Source organism: Rhizobium sp. BR 249 (genome assembly GCF_047445895.1).
Lineage (GTDB): Bacteria > Pseudomonadota > Alphaproteobacteria > Rhizobiales > Rhizobiaceae > Rhizobium.
Genome location: NZ_JARWKX010000022.1, coordinates 56,384 through 81,371, shown reverse-complemented (window position 1 = coordinate 81,371; position 24,988 = coordinate 56,384). Strand labels below are relative to the sequence as shown.

General features: G+C 59.0%; 24 protein-coding genes. 8 read left to right on the top strand and 16 right to left on the bottom strand.

Annotated elements, in window-relative coordinates:
* Window positions 1-7: 7 nt before the first annotated feature.
* The 10 genes from QD408_RS20230 to QD408_RS20185 form a co-directional block, all read right to left on the bottom strand.
* Entirely contained in the window at window positions 8-157 is a 150-nt protein-coding gene (locus QD408_RS20230; protein WP_414140519.1) for a hypothetical protein, read from the bottom strand.
* Window positions 158-473: 316 nt separating this feature from the next.
* Window positions 474-2,072 (bottom strand): hypothetical protein, encoded by a 1,599-nt coding sequence (locus QD408_RS20225; protein WP_414140518.1) that lies wholly within the window; start codon window positions 2,070-2,072, stop codon window positions 474-476.
* A 195-nt stretch (window positions 2,073-2,267) separates the two neighbouring features.
* On the bottom strand, window positions 2,268-2,579 hold the full coding sequence (locus tag QD408_RS20220) for a hypothetical protein (protein ID WP_414140517.1): 312 nt from the start codon (window positions 2,577-2,579) through the stop codon (window positions 2,268-2,270).
* A gap of 743 nt (window positions 2,580-3,322) precedes the next feature.
* A complete protein-coding gene (locus QD408_RS20215; RefSeq protein WP_414140516.1) occupies window positions 3,323-5,629 on the bottom strand; it encodes a choice-of-anchor Q domain-containing protein in 2,307 nt (768 codons plus the stop codon).
* A gap of 632 nt (window positions 5,630-6,261) precedes the next feature.
* Window positions 6,262-6,576 (bottom strand): hypothetical protein, encoded by a 315-nt coding sequence (locus QD408_RS20210; RefSeq protein WP_088681032.1) that lies wholly within the window; start codon window positions 6,574-6,576, stop codon window positions 6,262-6,264.
* Window positions 6,577-6,787: 211 nt separating this feature from the next.
* On the bottom strand, window positions 6,788-7,234 hold the full coding sequence (locus QD408_RS20205) for a DUF3597 domain-containing protein (protein WP_414140515.1): 447 nt from the start codon (window positions 7,232-7,234) through the stop codon (window positions 6,788-6,790).
* Window positions 7,235-7,463: 229 nt separating this feature from the next.
* Window positions 7,464-8,237 (bottom strand): amino acid ABC transporter ATP-binding protein, encoded by a 774-nt coding sequence (locus tag QD408_RS20200; protein WP_088680873.1) that lies wholly within the window; start codon window positions 8,235-8,237, stop codon window positions 7,464-7,466.
* An 18-nt stretch (window positions 8,238-8,255) separates the two neighbouring features.
* Complete coding sequence (locus QD408_RS20195; protein ID WP_414140514.1) at window positions 8,256-9,401, bottom strand: amino acid ABC transporter permease; 1,146 nt, start codon at window positions 9,399-9,401, stop codon at window positions 8,256-8,258.
* A 1-nt stretch (window position 9,402) separates the two neighbouring features.
* Window positions 9,403-10,605, bottom strand: a complete 1,203-nt coding sequence (locus QD408_RS20190) for an amino acid ABC transporter permease (protein WP_414140513.1) — start codon at window positions 10,603-10,605, stop codon at window positions 9,403-9,405.
* Between the two features lie 100 nt (window positions 10,606-10,705).
* On the bottom strand, window positions 10,706-11,731 hold the full coding sequence (locus QD408_RS20185; protein WP_088680870.1) for an amino acid ABC transporter substrate-binding protein: 1,026 nt from the start codon (window positions 11,729-11,731) through the stop codon (window positions 10,706-10,708).
* Between the two features lie 360 nt (window positions 11,732-12,091).
* On the opposite strand from QD408_RS20185, the gene QD408_RS20180 reads away from it, so the two are divergent.
* Window positions 12,092-13,282 carry a cystathionine beta-lyase gene (locus tag QD408_RS20180; RefSeq protein ID WP_088680869.1) on the top strand — a complete coding sequence of 397 codons (1,191 nt, stop codon included), beginning with the start codon at window positions 12,092-12,094 and terminating at the stop codon, window positions 13,280-13,282.
* A gap of 26 nt (window positions 13,283-13,308) precedes the next feature.
* On the opposite strand, the gene QD408_RS20175 is transcribed toward QD408_RS20180, so the two are convergent.
* Together QD408_RS20175 and QD408_RS20170 are read right to left on the bottom strand one after the other, a co-directional pair.
* A complete protein-coding gene (locus QD408_RS20175) occupies window positions 13,309-14,463 on the bottom strand; it encodes an FAD-dependent monooxygenase (RefSeq protein ID WP_414140512.1) in 1,155 nt (384 codons plus the stop codon).
* Window positions 14,464-14,490: 27 nt separating this feature from the next.
* On the bottom strand, window positions 14,491-14,736 hold the full coding sequence (locus QD408_RS20170) for a zinc-finger domain-containing protein (RefSeq protein WP_008526950.1): 246 nt from the start codon (window positions 14,734-14,736) through the stop codon (window positions 14,491-14,493).
* Window positions 14,737-14,891: 155 nt separating this feature from the next.
* Between QD408_RS20170 and QD408_RS20165 the strand changes: the two genes are divergently transcribed.
* From QD408_RS20165 to clpA, 6 genes are all read left to right on the top strand, one after another.
* A complete protein-coding gene (locus tag QD408_RS20165; protein WP_088680867.1) occupies window positions 14,892-15,677 on the top strand; it encodes an alpha/beta fold hydrolase in 786 nt (261 codons plus the stop codon).
* Window positions 15,678-15,807: 130 nt separating this feature from the next.
* A complete protein-coding gene (gene cysE / locus QD408_RS20160) occupies window positions 15,808-16,641 on the top strand; it encodes a serine O-acetyltransferase (RefSeq protein ID WP_088680866.1) in 834 nt (277 codons plus the stop codon).
* Between the two features lie 134 nt (window positions 16,642-16,775).
* On the top strand, window positions 16,776-16,979 hold the full coding sequence (locus QD408_RS20155) for a DUF3126 family protein (RefSeq protein ID WP_008526943.1): 204 nt from the start codon (window positions 16,776-16,778) through the stop codon (window positions 16,977-16,979).
* Window positions 16,980-17,250: 271 nt separating this feature from the next.
* Window positions 17,251-17,631: a phasin family protein gene (locus QD408_RS20150; protein WP_088680865.1), complete on the top strand. Its 381-nt coding sequence runs from the start codon at window positions 17,251-17,253 to the stop codon at window positions 17,629-17,631.
* Between the two features lie 277 nt (window positions 17,632-17,908).
* The gene (clpS, locus tag QD408_RS20145) at window positions 17,909-18,262 is read left to right on the top strand and encodes an ATP-dependent Clp protease adapter ClpS (protein ID WP_008526939.1); all 354 of its coding nucleotides are present in this window, start codon (window positions 17,909-17,911) and stop codon (window positions 18,260-18,262) included.
* A 10-nt stretch (window positions 18,263-18,272) separates the two neighbouring features.
* Window positions 18,273-20,762, top strand: a complete 2,490-nt coding sequence (gene clpA / locus QD408_RS20140; protein WP_088680864.1) for an ATP-dependent Clp protease ATP-binding subunit ClpA — start codon at window positions 18,273-18,275, stop codon at window positions 20,760-20,762.
* 111 nt (window positions 20,763-20,873) lie between these two features.
* Here clpA and QD408_RS20135 read toward each other — a convergent pair whose 3' ends face one another.
* From QD408_RS20135 to QD408_RS20120, 4 genes are all read right to left on the bottom strand, one after another.
* On the bottom strand, window positions 20,874-21,305 hold the full coding sequence (locus QD408_RS20135; protein WP_088680863.1) for an HIT family protein: 432 nt from the start codon (window positions 21,303-21,305) through the stop codon (window positions 20,874-20,876).
* A 54-nt stretch (window positions 21,306-21,359) separates the two neighbouring features.
* Entirely contained in the window at window positions 21,360-22,550 is a 1,191-nt protein-coding gene (locus QD408_RS20130; RefSeq protein WP_414140511.1) for a GNAT family N-acetyltransferase, read from the bottom strand.
* An 80-nt stretch (window positions 22,551-22,630) separates the two neighbouring features.
* Window positions 22,631-23,350 (bottom strand): glycerophosphodiester phosphodiesterase, encoded by a 720-nt coding sequence (locus QD408_RS20125; protein WP_414140510.1) that lies wholly within the window; start codon window positions 23,348-23,350, stop codon window positions 22,631-22,633.
* Window positions 23,347-23,817, bottom strand: a complete 471-nt coding sequence (locus QD408_RS20120; RefSeq protein WP_414140509.1) for a RidA family protein — start codon at window positions 23,815-23,817, stop codon at window positions 23,347-23,349. Before QD408_RS20120 ends, QD408_RS20125 begins: the two co-directional genes overlap by 4 nt.
* Window positions 23,818-23,953: 136 nt before the next feature.
* Between QD408_RS20120 and QD408_RS20115 the strand changes: the two genes are divergently transcribed.
* Entirely contained in the window at window positions 23,954-24,790 is an 837-nt protein-coding gene (locus QD408_RS20115) for a cell envelope integrity EipB family protein (RefSeq protein WP_088680859.1), read from the top strand.
* Window positions 24,791-24,988 lie beyond the last annotated feature (198 nt).

Sequence of the window (24,988 nt, the reverse complement as noted above, 5' to 3'; positions counted from 1 at the left end):
TCAATCATCAATTCTGCTGAGAGTTCCTCATCTGCATCATCTTTAGCTCAATCAGTTTCAGCATCAACTCGTTGCGCATTCGGGCCGCATCTTGACTAGCCTGCATTTGCTGCGCCAGGCCGTTGTTCAGCATGAGGTAGTCTGAATCATTGAACATGCTACGCGGTGCCACATCTCGGCAAGAAACTCTTCCGTGTAGATCACGAAAACAGCTCACTTCCCCGGAATATGCAGCTATCGGACAGGCACATAGCAGTATTGTTGCAATTGCTGACTTCATGTTAGGCCCTCGGGTCTCCATGAATTATTGTTTGCTTTGGCGAATTTAGATGCAAGAGAACTTGCCAATGAATGCGGTCCAGCTACGCGCCATTGGTCGATACTGCTCGACACGTTCAATGACGTTTGATGAAGAGTTTACTTGCTCCGTTCGCAACAGGAAGGATGGCACTGCATTTGTCTCAGGGCGTCGCTCACGGTGATGCTAGCTGATCGACTTCTGCAATATGCTCCAAGTTTTCCTCGTAAGGAAAATTCGTCAAAGATAGCTCTGCTTTGCACATTCGGTGTAACCGCTGTCGATAGCGTGGGAGCGCTTCCTCGAAATCTTCTATTGCGGCCACGTCTGCGAAACTGAACGGGCTGGACTGGCGAACCCGAACATCCGGTCCCTCCGGCTCAATCTTGACCCTGCATGTGATGCCACAAGCATAATTCTCCTGGCCCACTGGAAATGCGGTGAGGAACAGGAATTCGTGTTCGTCTCCCATGTCCTCAGGTGGCGGGTTTTGCACTGTGAAATTGAAGTCTGAGGGAAAGTTGCCCGACAAGTAGTCAGATGCACGGAATATCTCGGTCCGTGCATCGAACACATCCTGGATGTCGACAGGTTGATCTTTTACTCCGGCCGCTTCTCGAACCTGCACCAGCGCATTGAGCAATTTCAGCAGAATGCGAGGCTCTCGATCATCGGGTGGGTCATTAGTGTTTGCTACGCCCAACTTTTCAAGGCCGACGGCCCCCTTCAAAGAAAGTGGACAGGTCGTCTGACTGAAAGCCATAAGTGTGCGGTAGTACGCGATCCAGTCCGCAACCGGTTTGCGCTTTTCTGCCGCCCACTCTGGAAGCATACGGACTATTACCTCATCATACGACAATGTCGCTTCGATGAATGGAGCCTTCAGGAGCGCCTTGAAATGCTTTATTGGGATGTAGGAAGGCAAGACCGGCAGCGTGACATCACAAACGACCTCGACCGTGTTCTCCTCGCCGGGAGAGCCAATGATCAAGGTGCATTGCGAAACAGGCTCGGGCGTAATGTAGGCTAAGGAGCCAGGTTGGAACTTCGGGAAATCTGGAAGGGGCAGCGGAATTCCAAATCGCTTCTCATTGGCCGCGACGTTGGTCATCGATAATGGGCGCAATCCCAGCAAGCCGTCTACCAGCTCGGATATTTTCCCCCCTTCGAAGCTGCCATGTATGGTTATGGGCCGTCCTGGTTCGTAGCCCAGCTCTTTCTTCTGCTTGCCCTTCTGAGCGCAATAAGCATCCATGTCCGAGCCGATCTCGGCCTGCAGGAATGCCTTCAAGTCTTCTCCCTCTAACCCAAGCTTCTTGGCCGCCTTGATTTGGAACGTTATCTCCTTGTTATGAAGGTCTTTCGTTCCCGCAACGAACTCCTTCCTCAGCCGTTTGAGAACTTTCGCCAAATTATCGCCAAGGATGTGAATTGCTCTCGCCTCGATCACCTTGCGGCTATCATTTACTCGGATGATATAAATGAAGCAGGGCTGCAAGCTCTGCGCAAATCGCTCTGCCACCGAAAGGCTCAACTTCACCGCCGTGGTGTCGTGCGCAACGGTCTTGATCTGAATTGAGCATGCTAGAGGAGCGGGCCTCTGGTCGAACGACTTGGTTTCGTCGCGCGGGGCGAGCTTCGCCTCAATAACTCGATCCTTGCCGACGCGATCTGGATCGATTTTCCCGACGAGCAAATCGGTGTCGGCCATTATGTTGTCAAAGTGAGCCTCTCCCTTGCGGCCAATTTCATCTGCAAAAGCACTCTCACTCATTCCACGTCCTGTCTGCCCCCGATGCGTGCATTCATTGCTAGCAATGAAGAGCCTTCGCCACCAATTCAGATACAGATATGGGGCACAGGACGTAAGAGCACAACCGGAAGAACTCGTTCGACGCACAGGGAAGTTTCGTCGGTCATCTCCTGACGCGCTCACATCACGTCAATACTGATATCCGATGCTGCCCTGTCACAGAACGACCTGATAGCTTTCGTGTCCCTTCCAGAAGCGAACCCAGCTGTTGGCGTGATCAACAACCACCATTTCGCCCGCAATGTCGGCCTCTCCGGCGACCTTCATTTGTAGTTCACTTCCGTCGAGCAACTGAAGATGCAGTATCGTATCTCGCCGCTGCGGGTGCACCTCGATCTTAGTCACCACCGCTAGCAGCACCCCTTCGCCAGGAGCGCTCTTGAGAAATGACTCGTCGGCAATCGCTTCGATGGGCTTTGGTCTCTGCTGCTCGTCGAAACACCAATGCTTTGGCCACGGCCAGCCCAACGGGGGATCGATCCAAACACTACCGCCGTTGTGACGGATAAAATACACTGACTTGTGGCATCGAGGGCAGGTAGTCGGCCAGCAACGGCTCTCGCTTGCATAGCTTCGATAGTGGTCGCGGACGTCATAACGAATTCCGCAGCCACCTGACAAATGGATCGGCGTCGGCCGCCCATTGACGTACCGGATGACAATCTCCTCACCGCATTCATCACAATAAGGCATTTCGCAGTCATGCCTCCGGCGTCAACAGGTTGGGGCAATTCCGCCATCTTACCTAGAAACCGGGTTCAGCCCACCGCGATTTTGCGGCTACGAACTTCAGTCCGCGCAAATGCGTCGCGGAGCGCTGCCAGTCCGGTAGGATGCGTCGTCGAATCCGAGGGGAATTGCATTCGAGATCAAAAGGCGGCCTATTATCAATGAGTGCGAGTCCGAGCCAATGTGTCGGACTTCACAAACTCAACGATCACCAGCAACCTTTCATTCGACGAATCGACGGAGACTTTGCGATCCGAGTGCCTGACGCTCTGCCGCCCCGAGAGGCTGGCTGACACCCGTCGAAAGGTCGGGGCGCGCGGATGAAACCACCGCTCGGGCTATGCCCTCCCGGTGATCTCATCCACGCGCCGAAGTAGCTGGCTTTTATGCGCCGCACGGCGGGTTTTTACTCCGCCGCTGACATATTCAATATTTTTAGAGCGATTGCTGTGGCGATCGGACGACCGCCACAGCTGACTTAGTTACAGGAGAAAATCGCTCGCCCCCAGGTGGACGAGGCCCTTCAGCTGAACTTCGAAGTCATGAACGCCGTCGCCGTTCAGGTCGCCCTGGATAACGGTAGCGTCGCTCGCGGTTCCAGCCCTGTCGTCATAATGCCAAGCGAGCGCGCCGGCCTTGTGGTCGAAAAGGGCATTCTCCTGCGCCTGGAAATGGAAGGTTCCATCGCCCGCCGCAGAGCCATTCGCATCTATCGCCGAGAAGTCGATCTTATCGATTCCCTTCTGGAAGTCGGTGATGACGTCACGGTTCATGCCGGCCCCGGCTTCCGCCGCCGTCTTGAAAATAAACGCATCCGAGCTGGCGCCACCGGCCATGATGTCTTTTCCGGCACCACCAATGATGACGTCCGCGCCGCCGCCGCCGTACAGCTTGTCCGCGCCGGCGCCGCCATTGAGAACGTTGCTGCCGTTATTGCCGGTCAGCACGTCGTTGTAGCTGGAGCCAGTCACGTTTTCGATGCTGATGAACTTGTCACCGGTGGCATGCCCGCCCGATGCGGCCCCAGTGGCCAAGTTGACGTTGACCGCGCCGGAGCCTGCGTAGCCGGCCGTGTCCTGTCCGGTGCCGCCATTGATGACGTCCCCGCCAGCGCCGCCACTCAGCTTGTCTGCGCCAGCGCCACCATCGAGAACATTGCGACCGCCATTGCCGCCGGTCAGCACGTCGTTGTAGCTGGAGCCGGTCAAGTTTTCGACGCTGGCGAGTTTGTCACCGCTGGCCTGCCCGCCCGATGCGGCCTTGGTTGCCAAGTTGACGTTGACCGCACCGGAACCCGCATAGCTGGCTGTGTCGTTGCCATCACCGCCATCGAGCACATCAGCGCCGGCGCCGCCCTTCAACAGGTCATTACCGCCGAGACCCTTGAAGGTTTCGTTGCCGCCGTTGGACTGACCGGTGTGCGGCATGATGTCGTTGCCGCTGGTGCCGATGAATTCCTTCGTCGGTGCGGTTGGCGTTGTCGGTTGAGTCGGTGTGGTCGGCGCGGTTGGCGTCGTCGGTGTGGTTGGCGTCGTCGGTGTCGTGGGTGTCGTAGGTGTCGTAGGTGCTGTCGGTGTCGTCGGCGTTCCCGTTACCGGGGCGGAGCCCGATTCGTAGGCACCCATATCGACAGTCCCGACAACGCGAGCGTGGCCGTCCAGGTCGACCGAGCTGACGCCGTACTTGGCGGTTCCGCCGTCGATCGCAGACGAGGTGGAGCTGAGGTGGAAGTTGTCGCTCGCTGCCCCGGCGAATTTCGGGTCGACGCCGAGCTTGTTACCGTCCGCCGCGCTCGGCATCGCGTTGCCGCCGTCGGTCTTGACCGAGGCCTGGCCGGCCGTGCCGTTGTAAGTGATGTTGTTGGCCCAGACGACGTTGCTGTTCTTGTAGCTGTCAGTCGACGTGTTATCGATCGCAGTGTTGTTCTTGTTGATCGATGGGTCCGCGACGGCGATGTTGTTGACCCAGGTGTTGTTGCTCGACGCGGAGTTGCTGAGCTCGCCGCGCCACGTGCCGGTGTTCTGCGGGTCCTGATTGTTGTGGTAGGCGGTGTTGTTTTTCACCGTGACGGAGTCGCTCCAGGTAACCTGGATGCCTTTGCCGCCGTTCTCGTAGACGAGGTTGTTCTCGACCAGGGTCTTGAACGTGTAGTTCGGATGACCGCTCGTCTGGGTGCTCTGGAAATCGTCGATGATGATACCGTTACCATCGGTGTGTGCACCCGACTTCGTGACGTTGTCATGCGAGATGTTGTTGCGCACGATCGTCCGGTAGCCGTCCGTCGAAGTGTCGCCGGTGATGTTCCGGTTCTGGTAGATCGAGATGCCCGAGAACCAGCCCGTCGACGCGTTATTGTAGGTCTCGTTCCCTTCGATGCGGATGAAGTCCGACTGGTTGAACTGGATACCCGACTCCCCGCTGCCGTGGACCTTGTTATTGAGAATGGAGACGTGATGGACGTTGTTCGCTTCGATGCCGTCGCCGTTGGCGCCGCCGATGTCAAAGCCGTTTATCGTCACATAGTTGCCGTTGACGCTGATCGCGTTCCACGAGCCCTCGGGCGGCCGGATCAGCGCCCCGCCGGGTACTTCAGAGCGCAGCGTGATGTTGCCTGCCGCCGAGCCGTCCTTGTCGATGTTGATGGCCTCGTTGTAGGTCCCCGCCTTCACCACGACCTCGTCACCGGGCCTAAGGTTCGACGCCATTGCCTCGCTGATCGTGCGAAAAGGAGACGAGGCACTGCCGTTACCACCGCTGCTGCCGGTCGTCGCTACGTAGTATGTCGTCATTGTCTTGTCCTCAACCTTAGCGTTGTTCTTTACCAATTGCTAATTTTAGTTAATCAGTCATTGCGGCGCGGGTTATAGGACGAGGTTCTGGAGGGCGCAACAGCAACGCGACAGTAAGTGCTTGAGAAACATAGCCATATTGCTGCCACATTATCGAAACCGATCAGAAGTTACGGTTTGAAATACTTGGTGAATTCCGATTCGCCCGAATTATGACACAATATATGTCTCGTTTGGCGCGAATTATTCTTTCTGCAACTATAGCGAAATGCGTCCATTGAAAACATTAGGAAAACGTGACGAGCGTAACAGGATTCCTCTCAAAAAAGACAGAATCGGCATTTTTTTCTAAATTTTGCATTTTTTTGAGGTTTGGTCATGATAATTGGCGCTATTGGGGGTGTTGTCGTAGCAAATTCGACCAAACCAATTGCGCGCCGCCGCTTTCCCATCGCCCATTTCGATTCGTGTGACGCCGGAAAAACTGCCCATGAAAATGGGGGGCAAGCCGAAAGTAGGAGTGCTTTGCTGGGCAAAGCATCCCGCATCACCGCAGCATCTCAATGGCCATGCCGAAGCGACGCGGAGAATGCTTTGCACTCCCCGCTGACAGACATGATCGGCTGCTCTTCTCAGCGATCCAGGAAGTGATCGAAATAGACCTTGGGGATCGGATAGGCATAGACCCCTCTGTCGAGGAAGCTGTGCCTAGAGAGGCAGCTTCTGAGGGCTGCGTTGTAATGCAGGCTTTGCGGGTCCGGCGAGCCTCTTCGCAATGAGCTTGCTTCCGGGACGCAGCGCTGAAGCGCTTTATCGTATCGGGCCAGGAGGACCGGATCGGTATCGACCCGAACGCCGCCATGATAGGATTGATAGTTCGAAGGGGCTTCCGCAGCCGAAATACAGCCTACACTCAGTACAAGACCTACTACCGCCATCAATCTCATTGGATACAGACCTCCCATGATCGATTATCCGAAGTAATCGAATGAGAAGTTATTGATTCCCATGTCTTCAGGCAAGCGGACTCATGACGTCCGAGATCCGGGTTGGGTTGGCGTGCGCGGAAGCATCTCCATCGTCAGGGTCGGTGGAGAAGCCATTGCGCAAAACGTGTTACATCAGCGCCGCAGAAGCGGCAGTATTACCCAGTATTCATTAATCCAGGAGATCGGCGGGGACTTTGCCGCCATTTTCCGAAAGCCGCTTCATCAGCGCCTTGTGCAGCCACATATTCATTTTCGCGGAATCACTGGTGTCGCCGGTATAGCCGAGTTCGGCGGCGAGTTCCTTGCGCTCGGTCAGGCTCGCATCCATCCCGACAGCCTTCATCAGGTCCACGATCGAGCGGCGCCAGTCGAGTTTCTGGCCGCTCTTCTTCACAGCCGCGTCGAGGATGGGAACGATATCGACGGCGGCTGTTGCCGGGGCAGGGGCCGTGGGTGGCTTGCTCTGTGCGGGAGAGGCCTTAGGCGCCTGACTGGGCGCAGCCGACGGTGAGACAGGCGCCTGGGCTGGCGCAGCCTTTGGCGCGCTGGCGGCAACGGGTTCGGCTGCTTTCGCTTCTCCGAAGATGGCATGTTTGATCTTATCGAAAATACCCATTCCTGAACCTCCGGCTTCGTAAATTAGAACATGCTGAACATGGAGTTCCCAGCGGCCATATCCAGAAGCGCGAGGGTTTATTTTTGCCCCTTCAATCGCGGGAAGGAAAACCGAGATGGTGGGACAAGGGCAATCCACTTGACGGCAGGCGTCGGCCTCCCGCTGAACGTGAAAGACCCGCCGGACCGGAAGGGAGGGCGGGTCTTTCGGAAGCTTCAGCAGGTCCGGCTTAATGCAGGATCTGGCTGAGGAACAGCTTGGTGCGCTCGTGCTGCGGATTGTCGAAGAATTCGGCCGGCGAGTTCTGCTCGACGATCTGGCCCTGGTCCATGAATATGACGCGGTTGGCGACCTGGCGGGCAAAGCCCATTTCATGGGTGACGCAGAGCATGGTCATGCCTTCCTCGGCGAGACCCACCATCGTGTCGAGCACTTCCTTGATCATTTCCGGGTCGAGCGCCGAGGTCGGCTCGTCGAACAGCATGATCTTCGGGTTCATGCAGAGCGAGCGGGCGATCGCCACGCGCTGCTGCTGGCCGCCGGAAAGCTGGCCCGGATATTTGTTGGCCTGTTCCGGGATCTTGACGCGCTTCAGGAAGTGCATGGCGATTTCTTCCGCCTGCGCCTTCGGCATCTTGCGCACCCAGATCGGCGCCAGCGTGCAGTTTTCGAGGATCGTCAGGTGCGGGAAGAGGTTGAAGTGCTGGAACACCATGCCGACCTCGCGGCGCACCTCGTCGATCTTCTTCAGGTCGTTGGTGAGCTCGGTGCCATCGACGATGATCTTGCCCTTCTGATGCTCTTCGAGGCGGTTGATGCAGCGGATCATCGTCGACTTGCCCGAGCCCGAAGGCCCGGCGATGACGATGCGCTCGCCACGCATGACCTTCAGGTTGATGTCGCGCAGCACATGGAAATCACCGTACCACTTGTTCATGTTGATGATTTCGATCGCCACTTCCGTTGCGGAAACGGTGAGCTTTTTAGCTGGAGCTTCAGCCATGATTATTTTCCCTCATTCTTATCGTTTGTGGCCGGTGTCGAGGTGACGTTCCATGAATGCTGAATAGCGCGACATGCCGAAGCAGAAAAGCCAGAAGGCGAAGCCGGCGAAGATCAGCCCCGTCAGCGGCGTTACTGCGGTCGCCCAGCTCGGATCGACGAAGTTGAGACGAACGATGCCGAGAAGGTCGAACATGCTGATGATCGACACCAGTGACGTATCCTTGAACATGCCGATGAAGGTGTTGACGATGCCTGGGATCACCAGCTTGATCGCCTGCGGCATGATGACCAAACGCATCTTCTGCCAGTAGCCGAGGCCGAGTGAATCGGCGCCCTCGAACTGGCCCTTAGGAATTGCCTGCAGGCCGCCGCGGATGACCTCGGCCATATAGGCGGAGGCAAAGATCGATACACCTACGATCGCGCGCAGGAGCTTATCCACCGTCCAGCCGGCGGGCAGGAAGAGCGGCAGCATGACGCTCGCCATGAAGAGGACGGTAATCAGCGGCACACCGCGGACGACTTCGATGAAGATGATGCAGACCGTGCGGATGACGGGCATCTGCGAGCGTCTTCCTAGCGCCAGGACAATGCCGACCGGGAAGGAGACGGCGATGCCGACGAAGGAGAGCACCAGCGTCACCAGCAGCCCGCCCCAGAGTGGCGTCTCGACGATTTCCAGGCCAAATCCGCCGTAAAGCAGAATGAAGGCGACGATCGGCAGCGCGATGAAGAGGAGGATGGCGTTCAGGCTCTTGCGCGGCGCCGAGGGGATGAGCATCGGCACCAGCAGGAGGACGAAGAGAATGCCGACCAGTGTCGGCCGCCAGCGCTCGTCGAGCGGATAACGTCCAAAAACGAACTGGTCGAATTTGGCATTGACGAAGGCCCAGCACGCGCCGCTCCAGCCGTCCGGCTGAATGCCGCCCTGGACTGTTGTGGCGCAGAAGGTGCGGTCCGGACCGGTCCAGACCGCCTGTATGAAGAGCCAGTCGATCGCGTGGAGGAGGGCCCAGCCGATAAAGACGGCAGCCAGGATGGTAAGGACTATGTCCTTCGGTGTCGCAAGCAGGTTGCGGCGGATCCAGGCTCCGGCGCCTTTTTCCCCTGAAGGGGCCGGCTCCGGCGCCAGCATGGCGGTTCTGACGAAACTGTTGCTCATCTTATCTCTCCACCAGCGCCATCTTGGCATTGAACCAGTTCATGAACAGCGAGGTCACGATACTGAGGGCGAGGTAAATGACCATCCAGATCAGGATCACCTCGACAGCCTGCCCGGTCTGGTTCAGCGTCGTGCTGCCGACGGCGACGAGATCGGCAAAGCCGATGGCGATCGCCAGCGATGAGTTCTTGGTGAGATTGAGATACTGGCTGCTGAGCGGCGGAATGATGATGCGGAAGGCCTGCGGAATGACGACCAAACGGGTGATCGACGAGGGATGCAGGCCCAGTGCTGCGGCAGCTTCCGTCTGTCCCTTCGGCACACCGCGGATGCCTGCACGCACGATTTCGGCGATGAAGGCGGCGGTGTAGAAGGAAAGCGCCAGGAACAGCGAGATGAACTCAGGCCCGACGACGGAGCCGCCGGTGAGATTGAATTTGCCCGCGATCGGATAATCGAAGGAAAGCGGCGTCCCCGCGACCATGAAAGCAATGAGTGGCAGGCCGATAAGCAGGCCGATCGAAACCCAGATCGTGTGGAACGGCTGCCCCGTCGCCGCCTGCCGGCGGTGCGCCCATCTGGCCGTCGCGATAACGGCGACGATCGCGATGACGAAAGCGATGCCGACGATCCAGAAGCCCTCACCGAAGATTGGCTTGGGAAAGGAAAGGCCGCGATTGTTGAGATACGACCCGAACGGCAGATGCAGCGACTCGCGCGCATTCGGCAGAACCGCCAGAACGCCCGAATACCAGAAGAAAATAACCAGCAGCGGCGGAATATTGCGGAAGACTTCCACATAAACCGTGCAGAGCTTGGCGATCAGCCAATTCCGCGACAGCCGGCCGATGCCGATGAGGAAGCCGATGATGGTGGCTGTAATGATGCCGGTAACGGCGATCAGAATCGTATTCAGAAGACCGACGACCAAGGCGCGGCCATAGGTCGAATCGGCTGAATAGGCGATCAGCGATTGGCCGACTTCGAAACCGGCGCGGCCATTCAGAAAGCCGAAGCCCGATGCGATGTTGGCGCGCGCCAGATTGACTGCCGTGTTGTGCGCAACAAACCAGACGAAGGCGACTAGCGATACGATGGTAAGGACTTGAAAGAAAATGCCCCGAACTCTCGGGTCGTAAAGGGCGGACTGAAAGCTCCAGCCGCTCCTGGCTATAGGTGTTGAACCCGCAACCTGATGCGTCATACCTGGCCAATTCCCCACGTTATGCGCTCCTTTTCGGAGCTTTTTTATAGGAGGAGGAAAGGCGGTTTCCCGCCCTTCCGGCTTTCATGCGTAATGCCGATCAGCGAACCGGCGGCGCGTACTGCAGGCCGCCCTTGTTCCAGAGAGCGTTGAGACCGCGTGCGATCTTCAGCGGGCTGCCCTGGCCGATATTGCGTTCGAAGGATTCGCCGTAATTGCCGACGTTCTTGACGATGTTGTAGGCCCAGTCGTTGGTCAGGCCGAGATCGGTGCCGATCTTGGTATCGGCTTCAACACCGAGGAAGCGCTTGATGTCGGGGTTCGGCGAGTTCTTCATGTCGTCGACATTCGCCTGCGTGATGCCGAATTCCTCGGCATTGATCATGGCGTAGCCAACCCAGCTGACGATATCGAACCACTGGTCATCACCCTGGCGAACGGCCGGGGCGAGCGGCTCCTTGGAGATGATTTCCGGCAGGATCGCATGTTCATCCGGGTTCTTCAGCGTCAGGCGCAGCGAATAGAGACCGGACTGGTCGGTCGTGTAGACGTCGCAGCGGCCGGCATCATAGGCGGCGTTGACCTCATCCAGCTTTTCGAAGACGACCGGATTGTACTGAAGGTTGTTGGCCTTGAAGTAGTCGGCGAGGTTGAGCTCGGTGGTCGTGCCCGACTGTACGCACACGGATGCGCCGGACAGTTCGAGCGCCGACTTCACGTTCAGGCTCTTGCGAACCATGAAGCCCTGGCCGTCATAGTAATTGACGAAACGGAAGTTCAGGCCGAGAGCGGTGTCGCGGTTGATCGACCATGTCGTATTGCGGGCGAGCAGGTCGACTTCCCCGGATTGAAGAGCCGGGAAGCGGTTTGCAGCGCTGAGGGGGGTGAACTTCACCTTGGTGGGGTCGCCGAAGACGGCTGAGGCGACGGCCTTGCAGAAGTCGACGTCGAAGCCGGCCCAATTGCCGGATGCGTCAGGTGCGGAAAAGCCGGCGAGACCGGTATTGACGCCGCACTGAACGAAACCTTTTGCCTTTACGTCTCCAAGGGTAGTGGCTGAAGCAGCCGAGGTGCCAAGAGCGAAAACTGCTGCGCCGATCGCGGCCGACAGAAGCTTGTTCTTCATTTTTTTCCCAACCTTTTCCGTTGTCTTATATTTTCTTGTGGGGAGTTCCGGCGGAAAAACCTGCCGCCCCCATTGTCTCGACACCCTCCCGGCGCGAGTGACTCTATCACAGTCGCAAATGTCACCATGGTCAAGTGTCGCCATCAATAATTGCGGCAAATTTCAGGATTTTGGCAGATTGCGATGCATTCCTGGGCTGCTGACTATGAAATAGGCGTCCGCTTGCGGAAAAATAACGCGAAAATCGAAAATTCGCTCATTCCGCAGCGCCGCCTGCAACGATCTTCAAGGGGTTGACCGGAAACGGCGAGGCGTCCAAAGGTTCGCTCTCGCGCTTCTTCGCCAAAGGCCATTTCCGACATGAACGACAAAGACAGTCTGCTTGAGAACGCCGGCATCAACACCCGCCTGACCCATATCGGCAACGATCCTTTCGACTATCACGGCTTCATCAATCCGCCGGTCGTGCATGCTTCGACGGTGCTTTTTCCGAATGCCCGCACGATGGAGACGCATGCGCAGAAATACACCTACGGGACGCGCGGCACGCCGACGACGGACGCGCTCTGTGAGGCGATCGATGCGCTCGAGGGTTCCGCCGGCACGATCCTCGTACCCTCGGGTCTTGCCGCCGTGACCATTCCGTTCCTGGGTTTCGCCGCCGCCGGCGATCATGCGCTCGTCGTCGATTCGGTTTACGGCCCCACGCGCCATTTCTGCGATACGATGTTGAAGCGCCTCGGCGTCGAGGTGGAATATTACGATCCGTCAATCGGTGCCGGAATCGAGGCGCTGTTCCGGCCGAACACGAAGATCGTCCATACCGAGGCTCCCGGCTCCAATACCTTCGAAATGCAGGATATTCCGGCGATCTCGGCCGTTGCGCACCGCCACGGCGCCGTCGTCATGATGGACAATACCTGGGCGACGCCGCTCTATTTCAGGCCGCTCGATCACGGCGTCGACATTTCCATTCACGCTTCGACGAAGTATCCGTCGGGTCATTCCGATATCCTGCTCGGAACCGTGTCGGCCAATGCCGAGCACTGGCCGCGGCTGAAGGAAACGAACGGCGCGCTCGGCATCTGCGGCGCGCCCGACGATGCTTACCAGATCCTGCGGGGACTGCGCACCATGGGCCTGCGCCTCGAGCGGCATTATGAAAGCGCGCTTGATATCGCGGAATGGCTGGAGGGCAGGGAGGATGTCGCCCGCGTGCTGCATCCAGCCCTGCCGAGTTTTCCCTCCCACAATATCTGGAAGCGCGATTTCAAGGGTGCGAGCGGCATCTTTTCCTTCGTGCTTGCCGTAGACAGCCCGGAAAAGTTCAAGGCAAAGGCGCATGCCTTCCTCGACGCGCTCAGGATTTTCGGTCTCGGCTATTCCTGGGGCGGCTTTGAAAGCCTTGCCCTGCAAGCGAATCTTAAAGATCGCACCGTCGCCAAAGCCCCGACCGACGGCCCGGTCATCCGCCTGCAGATCGGTATCGAGGACGTGGCCGATCTCAAGGCCGACATCGAACGGGGCTTTGCCGCCGCAAGCGCCGTCTGAGCGGATGGCCGGCGCGCCGTCATCGCCTATGGCAGATGCACGGCGCGGTAGCCGTAGATCCAGTCGAGATCGGCCGCCAGGCTTTGCGGCGGCTTGAGGCCGAGCACGAAATCCCGGCCGATCCGGATCGGCCCCTTGGCATGATAGGCGAATTGGTTGAAGGCGCCGCGCTGGCGAAGCCTTGCTATGCGTGGCGCGCGATGTTTTTCGAAAAGCGAAAGCGCTTCCGCTACCGGACGGCCGGGAAGAAAAGCGGCAAGCTCGTAGGCGTCTTCGATCGCCATGGCCGCGCCCTGTGCGGCAAAGGGCATCATCGCATGCGCGGCATCGCCGATCAAAACCGTCCTTCTTCCGTCCTGCCACGCGCCTGCCGTGGTTTCGAACAGCGGCCAGAACGTCAGCTTCGCCTGTCTTTCGAGAAGCGACAGAATGGCGGTGTTCCAGCCGGAAAAGCGCGCCCGCAACTGCGCGCGCTGCTCGGCCGCCGGCTCGCTTTGCCAGGTCTGCGGCGCGAGGTTGCCGGCGGTAATCGCCACCATGTTGAAGCTGCCGGCTTCCTTCAGCGGATAGCAGACGAGATGCGCCGAACCGCCGAGGAAAGCGGAAACGCACGTCCGATCGAGAAAGCCGGGCGCTTCCGCTTCGGGAATGGTGAAGCGGTAGGCGATATTGCCGGAAAAGCGCGTCGAGGGGCTGGCGGGAATGGATTGCCGGAGCTTCGACCAGACGCCGTCCGCGCCGATGACGAGATCGGCCGCGCGCTCGCAGGGCGGGAGGCTCGCCTCCATCCGTACGCCAAAATGAAGCCGGCAGAGCGGATCTGCCTCGACCGCAGCCAGAAGGGTTTTCTGCAAGGTGGTGCGATGCAGGACGCCATAGGGAGCGCCCCAGCGCTCCCGCGCGAATTTACCTGCCGGCACGGCCGCGAGCTGGCGCAGCGAACCGCCCGAGATCAGCCGGATCGCATCCGGCTCGAGCCAGACCTTCGACAGTTCTTCGAGGACGCCGAGTTCGTCAAGGACGCGGGAGGCGTTCGGTGACACCTGCAATCCGGCGCCCACCTCGGTGAGTTCGCCTGCCTGCTCGAAAATCTCCGAGCTGATGCCGCGGCGTGAAAGCGAAAGGGCAGCGGTCAGCCCTGATATCCCGGCGCCGATGATGGCGGCGTGTTCGACCGGCATTGTCCGTCCGATCCTGGCCTGGACTGACTACGCCGCCTTCACGTGGAAGACGCAGCCGGCCGGGTTGGTCTGGCTCGGCTTGAGCGAGGAATTGAAGCGATAGAGCGTCGAGCAGTAGGAACAGACCTTCTCGTTGTCGTCGCCCATGTCGATGAAGATATGCGGGTGGTCGAAGGGAGCCGAAGCGCCGGTGCACATGAACTCCTTGACGCCGACTTCGATAACCCGGTGACCGCCGTCGTTCTGGAAGTGGGGGATGTTGTGGCCGGCCATGTCGCTCTCCGAATGCTTTGAAATGTGCGCGGACCTTATAAGTCTTCGCCGCAAATGTGTAGAGCCAAAGCGCCGCGCCCGGCACAGTTTTTAGCCAGTTTCCGGCTTCACGCTGGCGGGCGGCTCGATTATGGTCGCGCCAAAAAGGAAGGCCGATGAACCTGAATACGCCAGTTTTTTCAAGCTTCACCCACGACGGATTGAAACTCGCCTTTTTCGACGAAGGCGATCCATCCGGCGAGCCCGTCTTGTTGATCCACGGCTTTGCTTCGACGGCAAACGTCAACTGGGTGCATCCCGGCTGGCTGAAAACGCTGGGCGATGCCGGCTACCGGGTGATCGCCATCGACAATCGCGGCCACGGTGCAAGCGACAAGCCGCACGATGCCGAAGCCTATCGTCCATGGGTCATGGCCGGCGATGCGATCGCGCTGCTCGACCATCTCGGCATCCCGGAAGCCAATATCATGGGCTATTCGATGGGCGCGCGCATTTCGGTGTTTGCAGCGCTCGCCAATCCGCATCGGGTCCGTTCGCTGGTGCTGGGCGGCCTCGGCATCGGCATGACCGACGGTGTCGGCGACTGGGACCCGATCGCCGATGCGCTGCTGGCTCCCTCGCTCGACGAGGTGACGCATGACCGCGGCCGGATGTTCCGCGCCTTCGCCGAGCAGACGAAGAGCGACCGCCTCGCCCTTGCCGTCTGCATTCGCGGCTCGCGCGATCTGGTTGCACGCGCGGATATGGGCAAGCTCGATATGCCGACGCTGATCGGCGTCGGCACGAAGGACGATATTGCCGGCTCGCCGCAGGAATTGGCGGCGCTGATGCCCAATGCCGAAGCCCTCGATATTCCGGGTCGCGACCATATGCTCGCGGTCGGCGACAAGGTCTTCAAACAGGCGGTGCTGGCCTTCTACGGAAATATCTCCGACCGGTGACACATAATCGTGATGCCGAAAAGCCATGCTAAAAAACCATGGCAGCGGCACCCATTTATGTTATTGCCGTTTTCCTCTATATATTGGCATTCCGAAAACGGCATTCCTGTTGGTAACGAGGAGAGCGGCGATGGTCGCAAAGACAGACATTCGTGCCTTTGAGACAGGTCATCCCGTGAAGGTGATGGATCCCATCTGGGACAGCCTGCGCGAAGAAGCACGGATCGCGGCCGAAAAAGATCCGGTTCTCGCCGCCTTCCTCTATTCGACGGTGATCAATTACCATTCGCTCGAGGAATGCGTCATCCATCGCATCTGCGAGCGCCTCGATCATCCCGACATGCAGGCGAACCTCCTGCGTCAGACCTTCGAGGAAATGCTGCTCGACTGGCCGGAGTGGAGTTCCATCCTGCGCGTCGATATCCAGGCCGTCTACGACCGCGATCCGGCCTGCCTGCGCTTCATGGAGGCTGTGCTCTATTTCAAGGGTTTCCATGCGTTGCAGACGCATCGTCTCGCTCATTGGCTGCTGAACCGCGGCCGGCGTGATTTCGCGCTTTATCTGCAGAGCCGCTCCTCCAGCGTCTTCCAGACCGACATCAATCCGGCCGCCCGTATCGGCAAGGGCATCTTCCTCGACCACGCGACCGGCCTCGTCGTCGGCGAGACCGCCGTCATCGGCGACAACGTGTCGATCCTGCATGGCGTAACGCTTGGCGGCACCGGCAAGGAAGGCGCCGACCGCCACCCGAAGATCGGCAGCGGCGTCATGATCGGCGCCGGCGCGAAGATCCTCGGCAATATCGAGATCGGCTACTGCTCGCGCGTTGCCGCAGGTTCCGTGGTCCTCAAGGCGGTGCCGCCGAAGAAGACGGTCGCTGGCGTCCCGGCCAAGGTCGTCGGCGAAGCCGGCTGTTCCGAGCCGTCGCGCAACATGGACCAGGTAATCGGCGCCGATATCTGAGCGCTAGGTAAAGGATAGGACGGGCGGCAGGAACGGGGCGGGGACAGGCCATGCCAAGTGGCAACCTTGCCTTTACACCGCTGCTTTTCCTGTGCAAGAAGCGGTCAATCAAGACCGCTTACGGAGATGACAGAGTGAAGCCAGAAGAAATCAAGAAGCTCGACGCCTATTTCAAACGTACGCTCAACCCGCAGATCGTCGTCAAGGCGCGTCCGCGCAAGAACGACTCTGCGGAAGTTTATCTCGGCGAAGAATTTCTGGGCGTCGTCTATGTCGATGACGAGGACGGCGACCGCTCCTACAATTTTTCGATGGCGATCCTCGACGTCGATCTTTGATCATACTCGAACGCTTCAAGAGGACCGGGCGGCGCGATCCGCCCGGTTTTTTTGTTTTTTTGCCGTCGAGCTAAAATTTATTTGAAGCCTCAGGTTGCAGCTTTGTGATATATATTAGCAAAATCAATTAAAGACGTACGTGCCCCGGCGCGCAGGCTTTGTTTTATAATTGCAACACAACCATTGGGAGTTTTGCGCCGCACAAGACTACTTGACTATTTGTGCATTGCAGCTACCCTGCCGCCATCCAACAGCCCAACGGAGGACGGTCATGTTCAACTTTGACGATGCCAACAAGAAGAGCAAGGAAGCCGTCGACACGGCGCTGAGAACCTATTCCGAAACGGCCAGGGGCTTTCAGGCGATTGCCACAGAAGCCGCCGAATATTCCAAGAAGTCCTTTCAGGACGCAGTGACGCATTTCGAAACGCTGGCCGGCGCCAAGAGCTTCGAGGCCGCTTTCGAACTGCAGACCAGCTACGTCAAATCAGCCTATGAGAGCTTCGTCTCCGAGACGACCAAGCTCGGCGAAATGTATGCCGATCTCGCCAAGTCGGCCTACAAGCCCTATGAGGCGCCGATCGCCGCTGCTGCCGCCGCCGTTGCCAAGTCGCCGAAATCGCCGCAGCCGGCGACACCCGCTGCCGCCTGAAGTAACGTCGAAAGCGCAACCTGCGCTACATATTGAAAAACCAAGACCGGCTACGCATCTGTAGCCGGTCTTTTTTGTTTCCACTTTCATTGCTGCGTCCGTGTGCGGATCGTCCGGGGACTTTTTTAGTCTTTCCCGTGCATGCCGGCATTTCTTGATTGCAGTGTCTGACAGGGGGCTTAAAATCGGCCTATTATGAACTAAGTTAGTGTTTCAGATATTCGGCGGGAAAAGCACCCTCCCATGCTCTGCCGGGTTGATCGAGGAATGAATGAAAATGATCGCAAAGCCGATCCGGATGCAGAACGACAGCGAAAGGAACGGGGATAACGGAAATCGCGGAACCTCGGTCATCACGCGCACCAAGCCGAAGACCAAGAAGCCCAACCTCTATCGCGTACTGCTTCTGAATGACGACTACACTCCCATGGAATTCGTCATTCACATTCTGGAGCGTTTTTTTCAGAAGGATCGTGAAAGTGCCACCCGCATCATGCTCCATGTCCACAACCACGGCGTCGGCGAATGCGGAATATTCACATACGAGGTAGCGGAAACGAAGGTCAGCCAGGTGATGGACTTCGCCCGGCAGCACCAGCATCCGCTGCAATGCGTCATGGAAAAGAAGTGAGGATCTGAACGTGCCAACATTTTCGCCTAGCTTAGAGAAGGCGCTCCATCAGGCACTGACCTTTGCCAACGAGCGGCATCATGAATATGCCACGCTCGAGCATCTGTTGCTTGCCCTGATCGACGATGCCGATGCGGCCGCGGTCATGGGTGCCTGCAACGTCGATCTCGACGCGCTGCGCAAGACGCTCGTCGAATATGTCGATAACGAACTTTCCAACCTGATCACCGGATATGACGAGGATTCCAAGCCGACCTCCGGTTTCCAGCGTGTCATCCAGCGCGCCGTCATCCACGTGCAGTCTTCCGGCCGCGAGGAGGTGACCGGCGCCAACGTGCTCGTCGCCATCTTCGCCGAGCGTGAGAGCCATGCCGCCTATTTCCTGCAGGAGCAGGAGATGACGCGCTACGACGCCGTCAACTATATCTCCCACGGCATCGGCAAGCGGCCGGGCGCTTCGGAGGCTCGTCCTCCCCGCGGCGCCGAGGACGAATCGGAAAGCAAGCCGACCGCGCGCGGCGGCGAGGAAGAGGGCGGCCCCAAGAAGCAGCAGGATGCGCTCAAGGCCTATTGCGTCAATCTCAACGAGAAGGCCAAGGGCGGCAAGATCGATCCCCTGATCGGCCGTCACGCCGAGGTGAGCCGCACCATCCAGATCCTGTGCCGCCGTTCGAAGAACAATCCGCTCTATGTCGGCGATCCCGGCGTCGGCAAGACGGCGATCGCCGAAGGCCTTGCCAAGCGCATCGTCGAAGGCAAGGTTCCCGAGGCGCTCGCCGATGCGACGATCTTTTCGCTCGATATGGGCACGCTGCTCGCCGGCACGCGCTATCGCGGCGATTTCGAAGAGCGCCTGAAGCAGGTCGTCAAGGAACTGGAAGAATATCCGGGCGCCGTGCTCTTCATCGACGAGATCCATACGGTGATCGGCGCCGGCGCCACCTCGGGCGGCGCGATGGATGCATCGAATCTGCTGAAGCCGGCCCTGTCGTCGGGCGCGATCCGCTGCATCGGTTCGACCACCTATAAGGAATACCGCCAGTTCTTCGAAAAGGACCGGGCGCTCGTCCGTCGCTTCCAGAAAATCGACGTCAGCGAACCCTCGATCAATGATGCGATCGAAATCATGAAGGGCCTGAAGCCCTATTTCGAAGAATATCACCACCTGCGCTACTCGAACGACGCCATCAAGTCGGCCGTCGAACTGTCGGCCCGCTACATCTCCGACCGCAAGCTGCCCGACAAGGCGATCGACGTGATCGACGAAACGGGTGCGGCCCAGATGCTGCTGCCGCCCTCGAAGCGCCGCAAGCTGATCACCGAAAAGGAGATCGAGGCGACGATCGCCACGATGGCGCGCATTCCGCCGAAGACCGTCTCCAAGGACGACGAAGCGGTGCTCGCCAATCTCGAGCAGGAGCTGCGCTCGGTGGTCTATGGCCAGGATATCGCGATCGAAGCCCTTTCGACCTCGATCAAGCTGGCGCGCGCCGGCCTTCGCGAGCCGAACAAGCCGATCGGCGCCTATGTCTTCTCTGGTCCGACCGGCGTCGGCAAGACCGAGGTGGCAAAGCAGCTGGCATCGTCGCTCGGCGTCGAGCTCCTGCGCTTCGACATGTCGGAATATATGGAGCGGCATACGGTTTCCCGTCTGCTCGGCGCACCTCCCGGTTATGTCGGCTTCGACCAGGGCGGTCTTTTGACCGATGGCGTCGATCAGCATCCGCATTGCGTGGTCCTGCTCGACGAAATCGAGAAGGCGCATCCGGATATCTACAATATCCTGCTGCAGGTCATGGACCACGGCACGCTGACCGACCATAACGGCAAGAAGATCGACTTCCGCAACGTCATCCTGATCATGACGACCAATGCGGGCGCGTCCGAAATGGCCAAGGCCGCAATCGGCTTCGGTTCGTCCAAGCGTACCGGCGAGGATGAGGAGGCGCTGACCCGGCTCTTCACGCCGGAGTTCCGCAACCGCCTCGATGCGATTATTCCCTTCGCGGCGCTGCCGACGGCCGTCATCCACAAGGTCGTGCAGAAGTTCATCATGCAGCTGGAAGCCCAGCTTTCCGAAAGGAACGTCACCTTCGACCTGCATGAGGATGCGATCGCCTGGCTTTCCGAAAAAGGTTACGACGAGAAGATGGGCGCCCGCCCGCTCGCCCGCGTGATCCAGGACACGATCAAGAAGCCGCTTGCCAACGAAATCCTCTTCGGCAAGCTGAAGAAGGGCGGCGTCGTCAACGTCACCGTCGGTCCGAAGGAAGACGGCAAGCCTGGCATTCTGCTCGAGGCCATTCCGGATACGGCGCCGATCAAGCCGAAGCCGGAAGCCGAACTGGTTCATCCAGAAGCTGGCCATGACGATGATGGCGAGCTGAAGACGAAGCCGGTCAAGAAGACGAAGGCCAAGACCGTGCCGCAGCCGGAGCCGGAAGTACGCGATGCCCCGAAGAAGGGCTCCGCGGTTCCGAAGGTTCCGCGCAAGAAGTGAGATCGTTTCACCGAATTGAAAAAGGCCGCGTCATCCGCGGCCTTTTTCGTTTTCGGCGTTTAGCTCTTTGTTCTTATGGATGTCATTATCCTGGAGCCGCTGCACAGTTCCTTAAGCCAGCGCTGCCCTGATCTTTTGTGCATTGGCGGCAAGCACCGCGCCGTCTTCCATTTTGCCGGAATGCGGCTTCAACGCCACGCCCTCGTGACGGGGGATGACATGGAAATGCAGATGGAACACCGTCTGACCGGCCGCCGGTTCGTTGAACTGGGCGATGAACACGCCATCGGCGTCGAAAACTTCCTGGACCGCCTGGGCGACCTTCTGGACGGCGGTGATGGCATGGGCGAGGGTGGCGGGATCGGCATCGAGGATATTGCGGGAAGGCGCCTTCGGAAGGACGAGCACGTGGCCCGGCGCCTGCGGCATCACATCCATGAAGGCGACCGTATGCTGGTCCTCGTAGATGCGGTGCGAGGGAATTTCGCCGCGCAGGATCTTGGCGAAGATGTTGTTGTCGTCATAGGCGGCCGGGCTGGTCATCGCGAAATCTCCTCGTTTGCTGGTTGATCGAGTAGCTTGGTCGGCGGGCCGGCGTCAATCCTCCTGCTGGCGCTCGCCTTTGCGGAAAGGGCTGTGCTCGGTCAGCAACTCGCTCATATGTTCGACATCGGCCCGCTCGTGGGCGAGATAGTCGCCGATTGCACGGCGAAGGCCGGCATGGGCGACGTAATGGGCGGAATGCGTCGTTACCGGCAGGTAGCCGCGGGCGAGCTTGTGTTCGCCCTGCGCTCCGGCCTCGACCCGTTTCAGCCCTTTCGAAAGGGCAAAGTCGATCGCCTGATGATAGCAGACCTCGAAATGCAGGAAGGGATGATCCTCGATGCAGCCCCAGTGGCGGCCGTAGAGCGTGTCGCCGCCGATGAAGTTGATCGCGCCGGCGATATAGCGGCCCTCGCGCTTGGCCATGACGAGCAGGATGTCGTCGGCCATGCGCTCGCCGATCAGCGAATAGAACTTGCGGGTGAGGTAGGGCCGGCCCCATTTGCGGCCGCCGGTATCCATATAGAACTTGAAGAACTGGTCCCAGATGCGTTCCGTGAGGTCTCGGCCGGTCAGCCAGTCGATGCTGATGCCGTTTTCGAGTGCTGCGCGGCGCTCCTTGCGCAACGCCTTGCGTTTGCGCGAGGCGAGCGTATCGAGAAACTCCTCGTGATTGGCATATCCGTCGTTGATGAAATGGAACTGCTGGTCGGTGCGGTGCAGATAGCCGTCCATCTCGAAGACGCCGATCTCTTCGTCAGGCACGAAAGTGATATGGGCCGAGGAAATACCGAGCCGGCGCACGACCTCTTTCAGGCTTTCGGCGATCGCGCTCTGGATCGGCAATCGCTGCAGCCCTTCGGCGGCGAGAAGACGCGGCCCTGTCGCCGGCGTGAACGGGATCGAGCACTGCAGCTTGGGATAATAACGCCCGCCGGCCCGCTCGAAGGCGTCGGCCCAGCCATGATCGAAGACATATTCGCCCTGGCTGTGGTTCTTGAGATAGCCGGGCAGGGCGCCGATCAGTTCGCCGCGGTCGGTCTCGAGCAGCAGGTGGTGGCCGAGCCAGCCGGTTTCGGCGGCGGCCGAGCCGGATTCTTCCAGCGACGATAAAAAAGCGTGCGAGACGAAGGGATTGTAGGCAAGCGTGCTGCCTGCCTTCGACGCCCCGGAAAGCCTGGACCAGCTCTCCGGGGAAATCGCGGTGAAGGAGCGTTCTACGCGAATGGATAGTTCATCGGTCATGGGGCGAATGCGAAGCCTGTGGGGAGGGGACGGTTCGGCTCTACCTCAGTCTGCGCATGATCTTGGCCAAAAAGCGAGCGTCAAACGGCCACGCGCGGATCGAAGCCTTCGAAGGTCATCTGGTCTGCATTGGCGAAGGTCCGCCGGCGCGCCTCTTCGTCACGCACCGTCCAGGTGATTACGGGAATGCCCTTTTCGCGTTCGCCCGTGATGAAGGCATTCGGCAGATCGCCATAATAATAGGAGATGAAATCCAAACCGATCTCCATCGCCTGCGCATGCGTCCTGAACTGCTCCGGCGTATTGCCGTCGGCCGTCAATCCGAGCGGGTAGGGTGCATCAAGCGCCTTCAGATCGCGCAGCAGCCAATGGTCGAAGCTCATCAGCGCCACTTTGCCTTCATAGCCTTCGAGCACTTCGAGTACGGATTCGGCAAAACCCTCGTCGTCGGCCTCGCGGCCCTTGAGCTCCAGCACCAGCGGGACCTTGCCCTTGACGAGGTCGAGGAGCTGACGCAGCGTCGGCACCTTATCGTTCGTGCCCCCGACGGCGATCAGCCCGAGCTCCCTGGAGGTGCGCTCGCGGATGTCGCCGTTGAGATTGCACAGGCGCTTGAGATCCTCGTCGTGAAAGATGATCGGCACGCCGTCGGAGGCGTAATGCAGGTCGCATTCGATCGCAAAGCCCGCTTCGACGGCGCGCGAGAAGGCCGAAAGCGTGTTTTCCCAGACATGCTTGTTGAGGTCGTGATAGCCGCGATGGGCGACCGGCACGTCCTTGATCCAGTCTGCATTGGTCATTCCGCGATTTCCATGATAGCGTCGATCTCGACGGCGGCGTTCAGCGGCAGAGCTGCCATGCCGACGGCGGCGCGCGCATGTTTGCCGGCCTCGCCGAGCACGCCGGCAATCAGGTTCGAAGCGCCGTTGATGACGAGATGCTGCTCGACGAAGTCGGGCGCCGAGGCGACGAAGCCGTTCAGCTTGATGACGCGCCGGATACGGCCGAGATCGCCGCCGAGCGCAGCTTTGGCCTGGGCGAGAATGTTGATGGCGCAGAGTTCGGCGCCGCGCTGGCCCGCTGCAACATCCACGGTCTTGCCGAGATGGCCCGATACGGCAATTTTGCCGCCTTCGAGCGGCAGCTGTCCGGAGATGTAGAGAAGATTGCCGCTGATGACGTAGGGAACGTAGTTTGCGGCGGGAGCCGCGGCTTCGGGCAGGGTTATCCCCATCTCGCTCAGGCGTGCAGCAATTTCATTGGACATTTTCGTCTCCGCTTTTGTTGTCAATGTTTCAAAAATTATGCATCAAGACTAGAATCTTTAATATGACAGGTTCGAGCCTCGATTTGGCCGAAAGAGTTCATATAACATCGCGGCCGAGTCCAACAGGAGTGAATGAATGTTCCGATCGTCGCTTGCCGCTCTGCTTCTCGCCAGCGTTTCCGCCAATGCATGGGCGGGCGCGCCTGCGGCGAGCGCGGCGATTGCGACCGGCCTCGTCGCTCATCGCGCCGTATACGATCTGGAGCTGAAGGACGCCTCGGACCGCTCGGGTATCGCCGGCATGTACGGCCGCATGGTCTATGAATTCGACGGCAGCTATTGCCAGGGTTTCACCACCAATTTCCGCTTCGTGACACAGATCGATACCGGCGACAGCGTGCGCGTCAGCGATCAGCAGACGAAGACCTTCGAGAACCTGAAGGACGGCAAATTCACCTTCGACACCAAGTCCTTCACTGACGACCAGCTCGACAAGGAAGTCAACGGCGCGGCCGAGGATCGGCCTGACGGCGTCAAGGTCGATCTCAAGCAGCCGGCGAGCCGCGAGCTGCAGCTGGCCGAAAGCCGTTTTCCCACCGAGCATATGCTCGATGTGATCCAGAACGCTAAGGACGGCAAACGCTTCTTCGAGGCCCGCGTCTTCGACGGGTCTGATGACGGCGACAAGTCGCTGGTGACGACAACGATCGTCGGCAAACAGGAAACGCCGGTGACGGACGAGGCCGATGCCGGCAATGCCGGCGCTTTTTCCAAGACGGCCTTCTGGCCGGTGACGATCGCCTATTTCAACGAGAATGCGAAAACGGATGCCCTGCCGGTCTACCGCATGTCCTTCAAGCTCTATGAAAACGGCATTACCCGCGACCTGACGATGGATTACGGCGATTTCGTCCTGACCGGAAAGCTCGCCAAGCTGGAGCTGCTCGACCGCAAGGCCGAGGTTTGCAACTAAGCCGTCTGCGGTTGTGATAAAGCCATGTCACAGCGGCATTTGCGGGGCCGGATGGTTCCTGCATTCGTCATGTTCCCATTTGCGTGAGGTGCGCAGGGGCGAATACGGCAGCTTTCTCAGTATAATATTCCAAACGGAATGTTTTGCTTGCTTTTATGCCAAACGGAATGTATGGGCACCACCATTCCACACGTAAGG

Bases quoted from the DNA above. Each gene is read 5' to 3' on its own strand.
- QD408_RS20230 (WP_414140519.1), bottom strand. From the start codon at position 157: ATGTTCAATGATTCAGACTACCTCATGCTGAACAACGGCCTGGCGCAG.
- QD408_RS20225 (WP_414140518.1), bottom strand. From the start codon at position 2,072: ATGAGTGAGAGTGCTTTTGCAGATGAAATTGGCCGCAAGGGAGAGGCT.
- QD408_RS20215 (WP_414140516.1), bottom strand. From the start codon at position 5,629: ATGACGACATACTACGTAGCGACGACCGGCAGCAGCGGTGGTAACGGC.
- QD408_RS20210 (WP_088681032.1), bottom strand. From the start codon at position 6,576: ATGAGATTGATGGCGGTAGTAGGTCTTGTACTGAGTGTAGGCTGTATT.
- QD408_RS20205 (WP_414140515.1), bottom strand. From the start codon at position 7,234: ATGGGTATTTTCGATAAGATCAAACATGCCATCTTCGGAGAAGCGAAA.
- QD408_RS20200 (WP_088680873.1), bottom strand. From the start codon at position 8,237: ATGGCTGAAGCTCCAGCTAAAAAGCTCACCGTTTCCGCAACGGAAGTG.
- QD408_RS20195 (WP_414140514.1), bottom strand. From the start codon at position 9,401: ATGAGCAACAGTTTCGTCAGAACCGCCATGCTGGCGCCGGAGCCGGCC.
- QD408_RS20190 (WP_414140513.1), bottom strand. From the start codon at position 10,605: ATGACGCATCAGGTTGCGGGTTCAACACCTATAGCCAGGAGCGGCTGG.
- QD408_RS20185 (WP_088680870.1), bottom strand. From the start codon at position 11,731: ATGAAGAACAAGCTTCTGTCGGCCGCGATCGGCGCAGCAGTTTTCGCT.
- QD408_RS20180 (WP_088680869.1), top strand. From the start codon at position 12,092: ATGAACGACAAAGACAGTCTGCTTGAGAACGCCGGCATCAACACCCGC.
- QD408_RS20175 (WP_414140512.1), bottom strand. From the start codon at position 14,463: ATGCCGGTCGAACACGCCGCCATCATCGGCGCCGGGATATCAGGGCTG.
- QD408_RS20170 (WP_008526950.1), bottom strand. From the start codon at position 14,736: ATGGCCGGCCACAACATCCCCCACTTCCAGAACGACGGCGGTCACCGG.
- QD408_RS20165 (WP_088680867.1), top strand. From the start codon at position 14,892: ATGAACCTGAATACGCCAGTTTTTTCAAGCTTCACCCACGACGGATTG.
- cysE (WP_088680866.1), top strand. From the start codon at position 15,808: ATGGTCGCAAAGACAGACATTCGTGCCTTTGAGACAGGTCATCCCGTG.
- QD408_RS20150 (WP_088680865.1), top strand. From the start codon at position 17,251: ATGTTCAACTTTGACGATGCCAACAAGAAGAGCAAGGAAGCCGTCGAC.
- clpS (WP_008526939.1), top strand. From the start codon at position 17,909: ATGATCGCAAAGCCGATCCGGATGCAGAACGACAGCGAAAGGAACGGG.
- QD408_RS20135 (WP_088680863.1), bottom strand. From the start codon at position 21,305: ATGACCAGCCCGGCCGCCTATGACGACAACAACATCTTCGCCAAGATC.
- QD408_RS20130 (WP_414140511.1), bottom strand. From the start codon at position 22,550: ATGACCGATGAACTATCCATTCGCGTAGAACGCTCCTTCACCGCGATT.
- QD408_RS20125 (WP_414140510.1), bottom strand. From the start codon at position 23,350: ATGACCAATGCAGACTGGATCAAGGACGTGCCGGTCGCCCATCGCGGC.
- QD408_RS20120 (WP_414140509.1), bottom strand. From the start codon at position 23,817: ATGTCCAATGAAATTGCTGCACGCCTGAGCGAGATGGGGATAACCCTG.
- QD408_RS20115 (WP_088680859.1), top strand. From the start codon at position 23,954: ATGTTCCGATCGTCGCTTGCCGCTCTGCTTCTCGCCAGCGTTTCCGCC.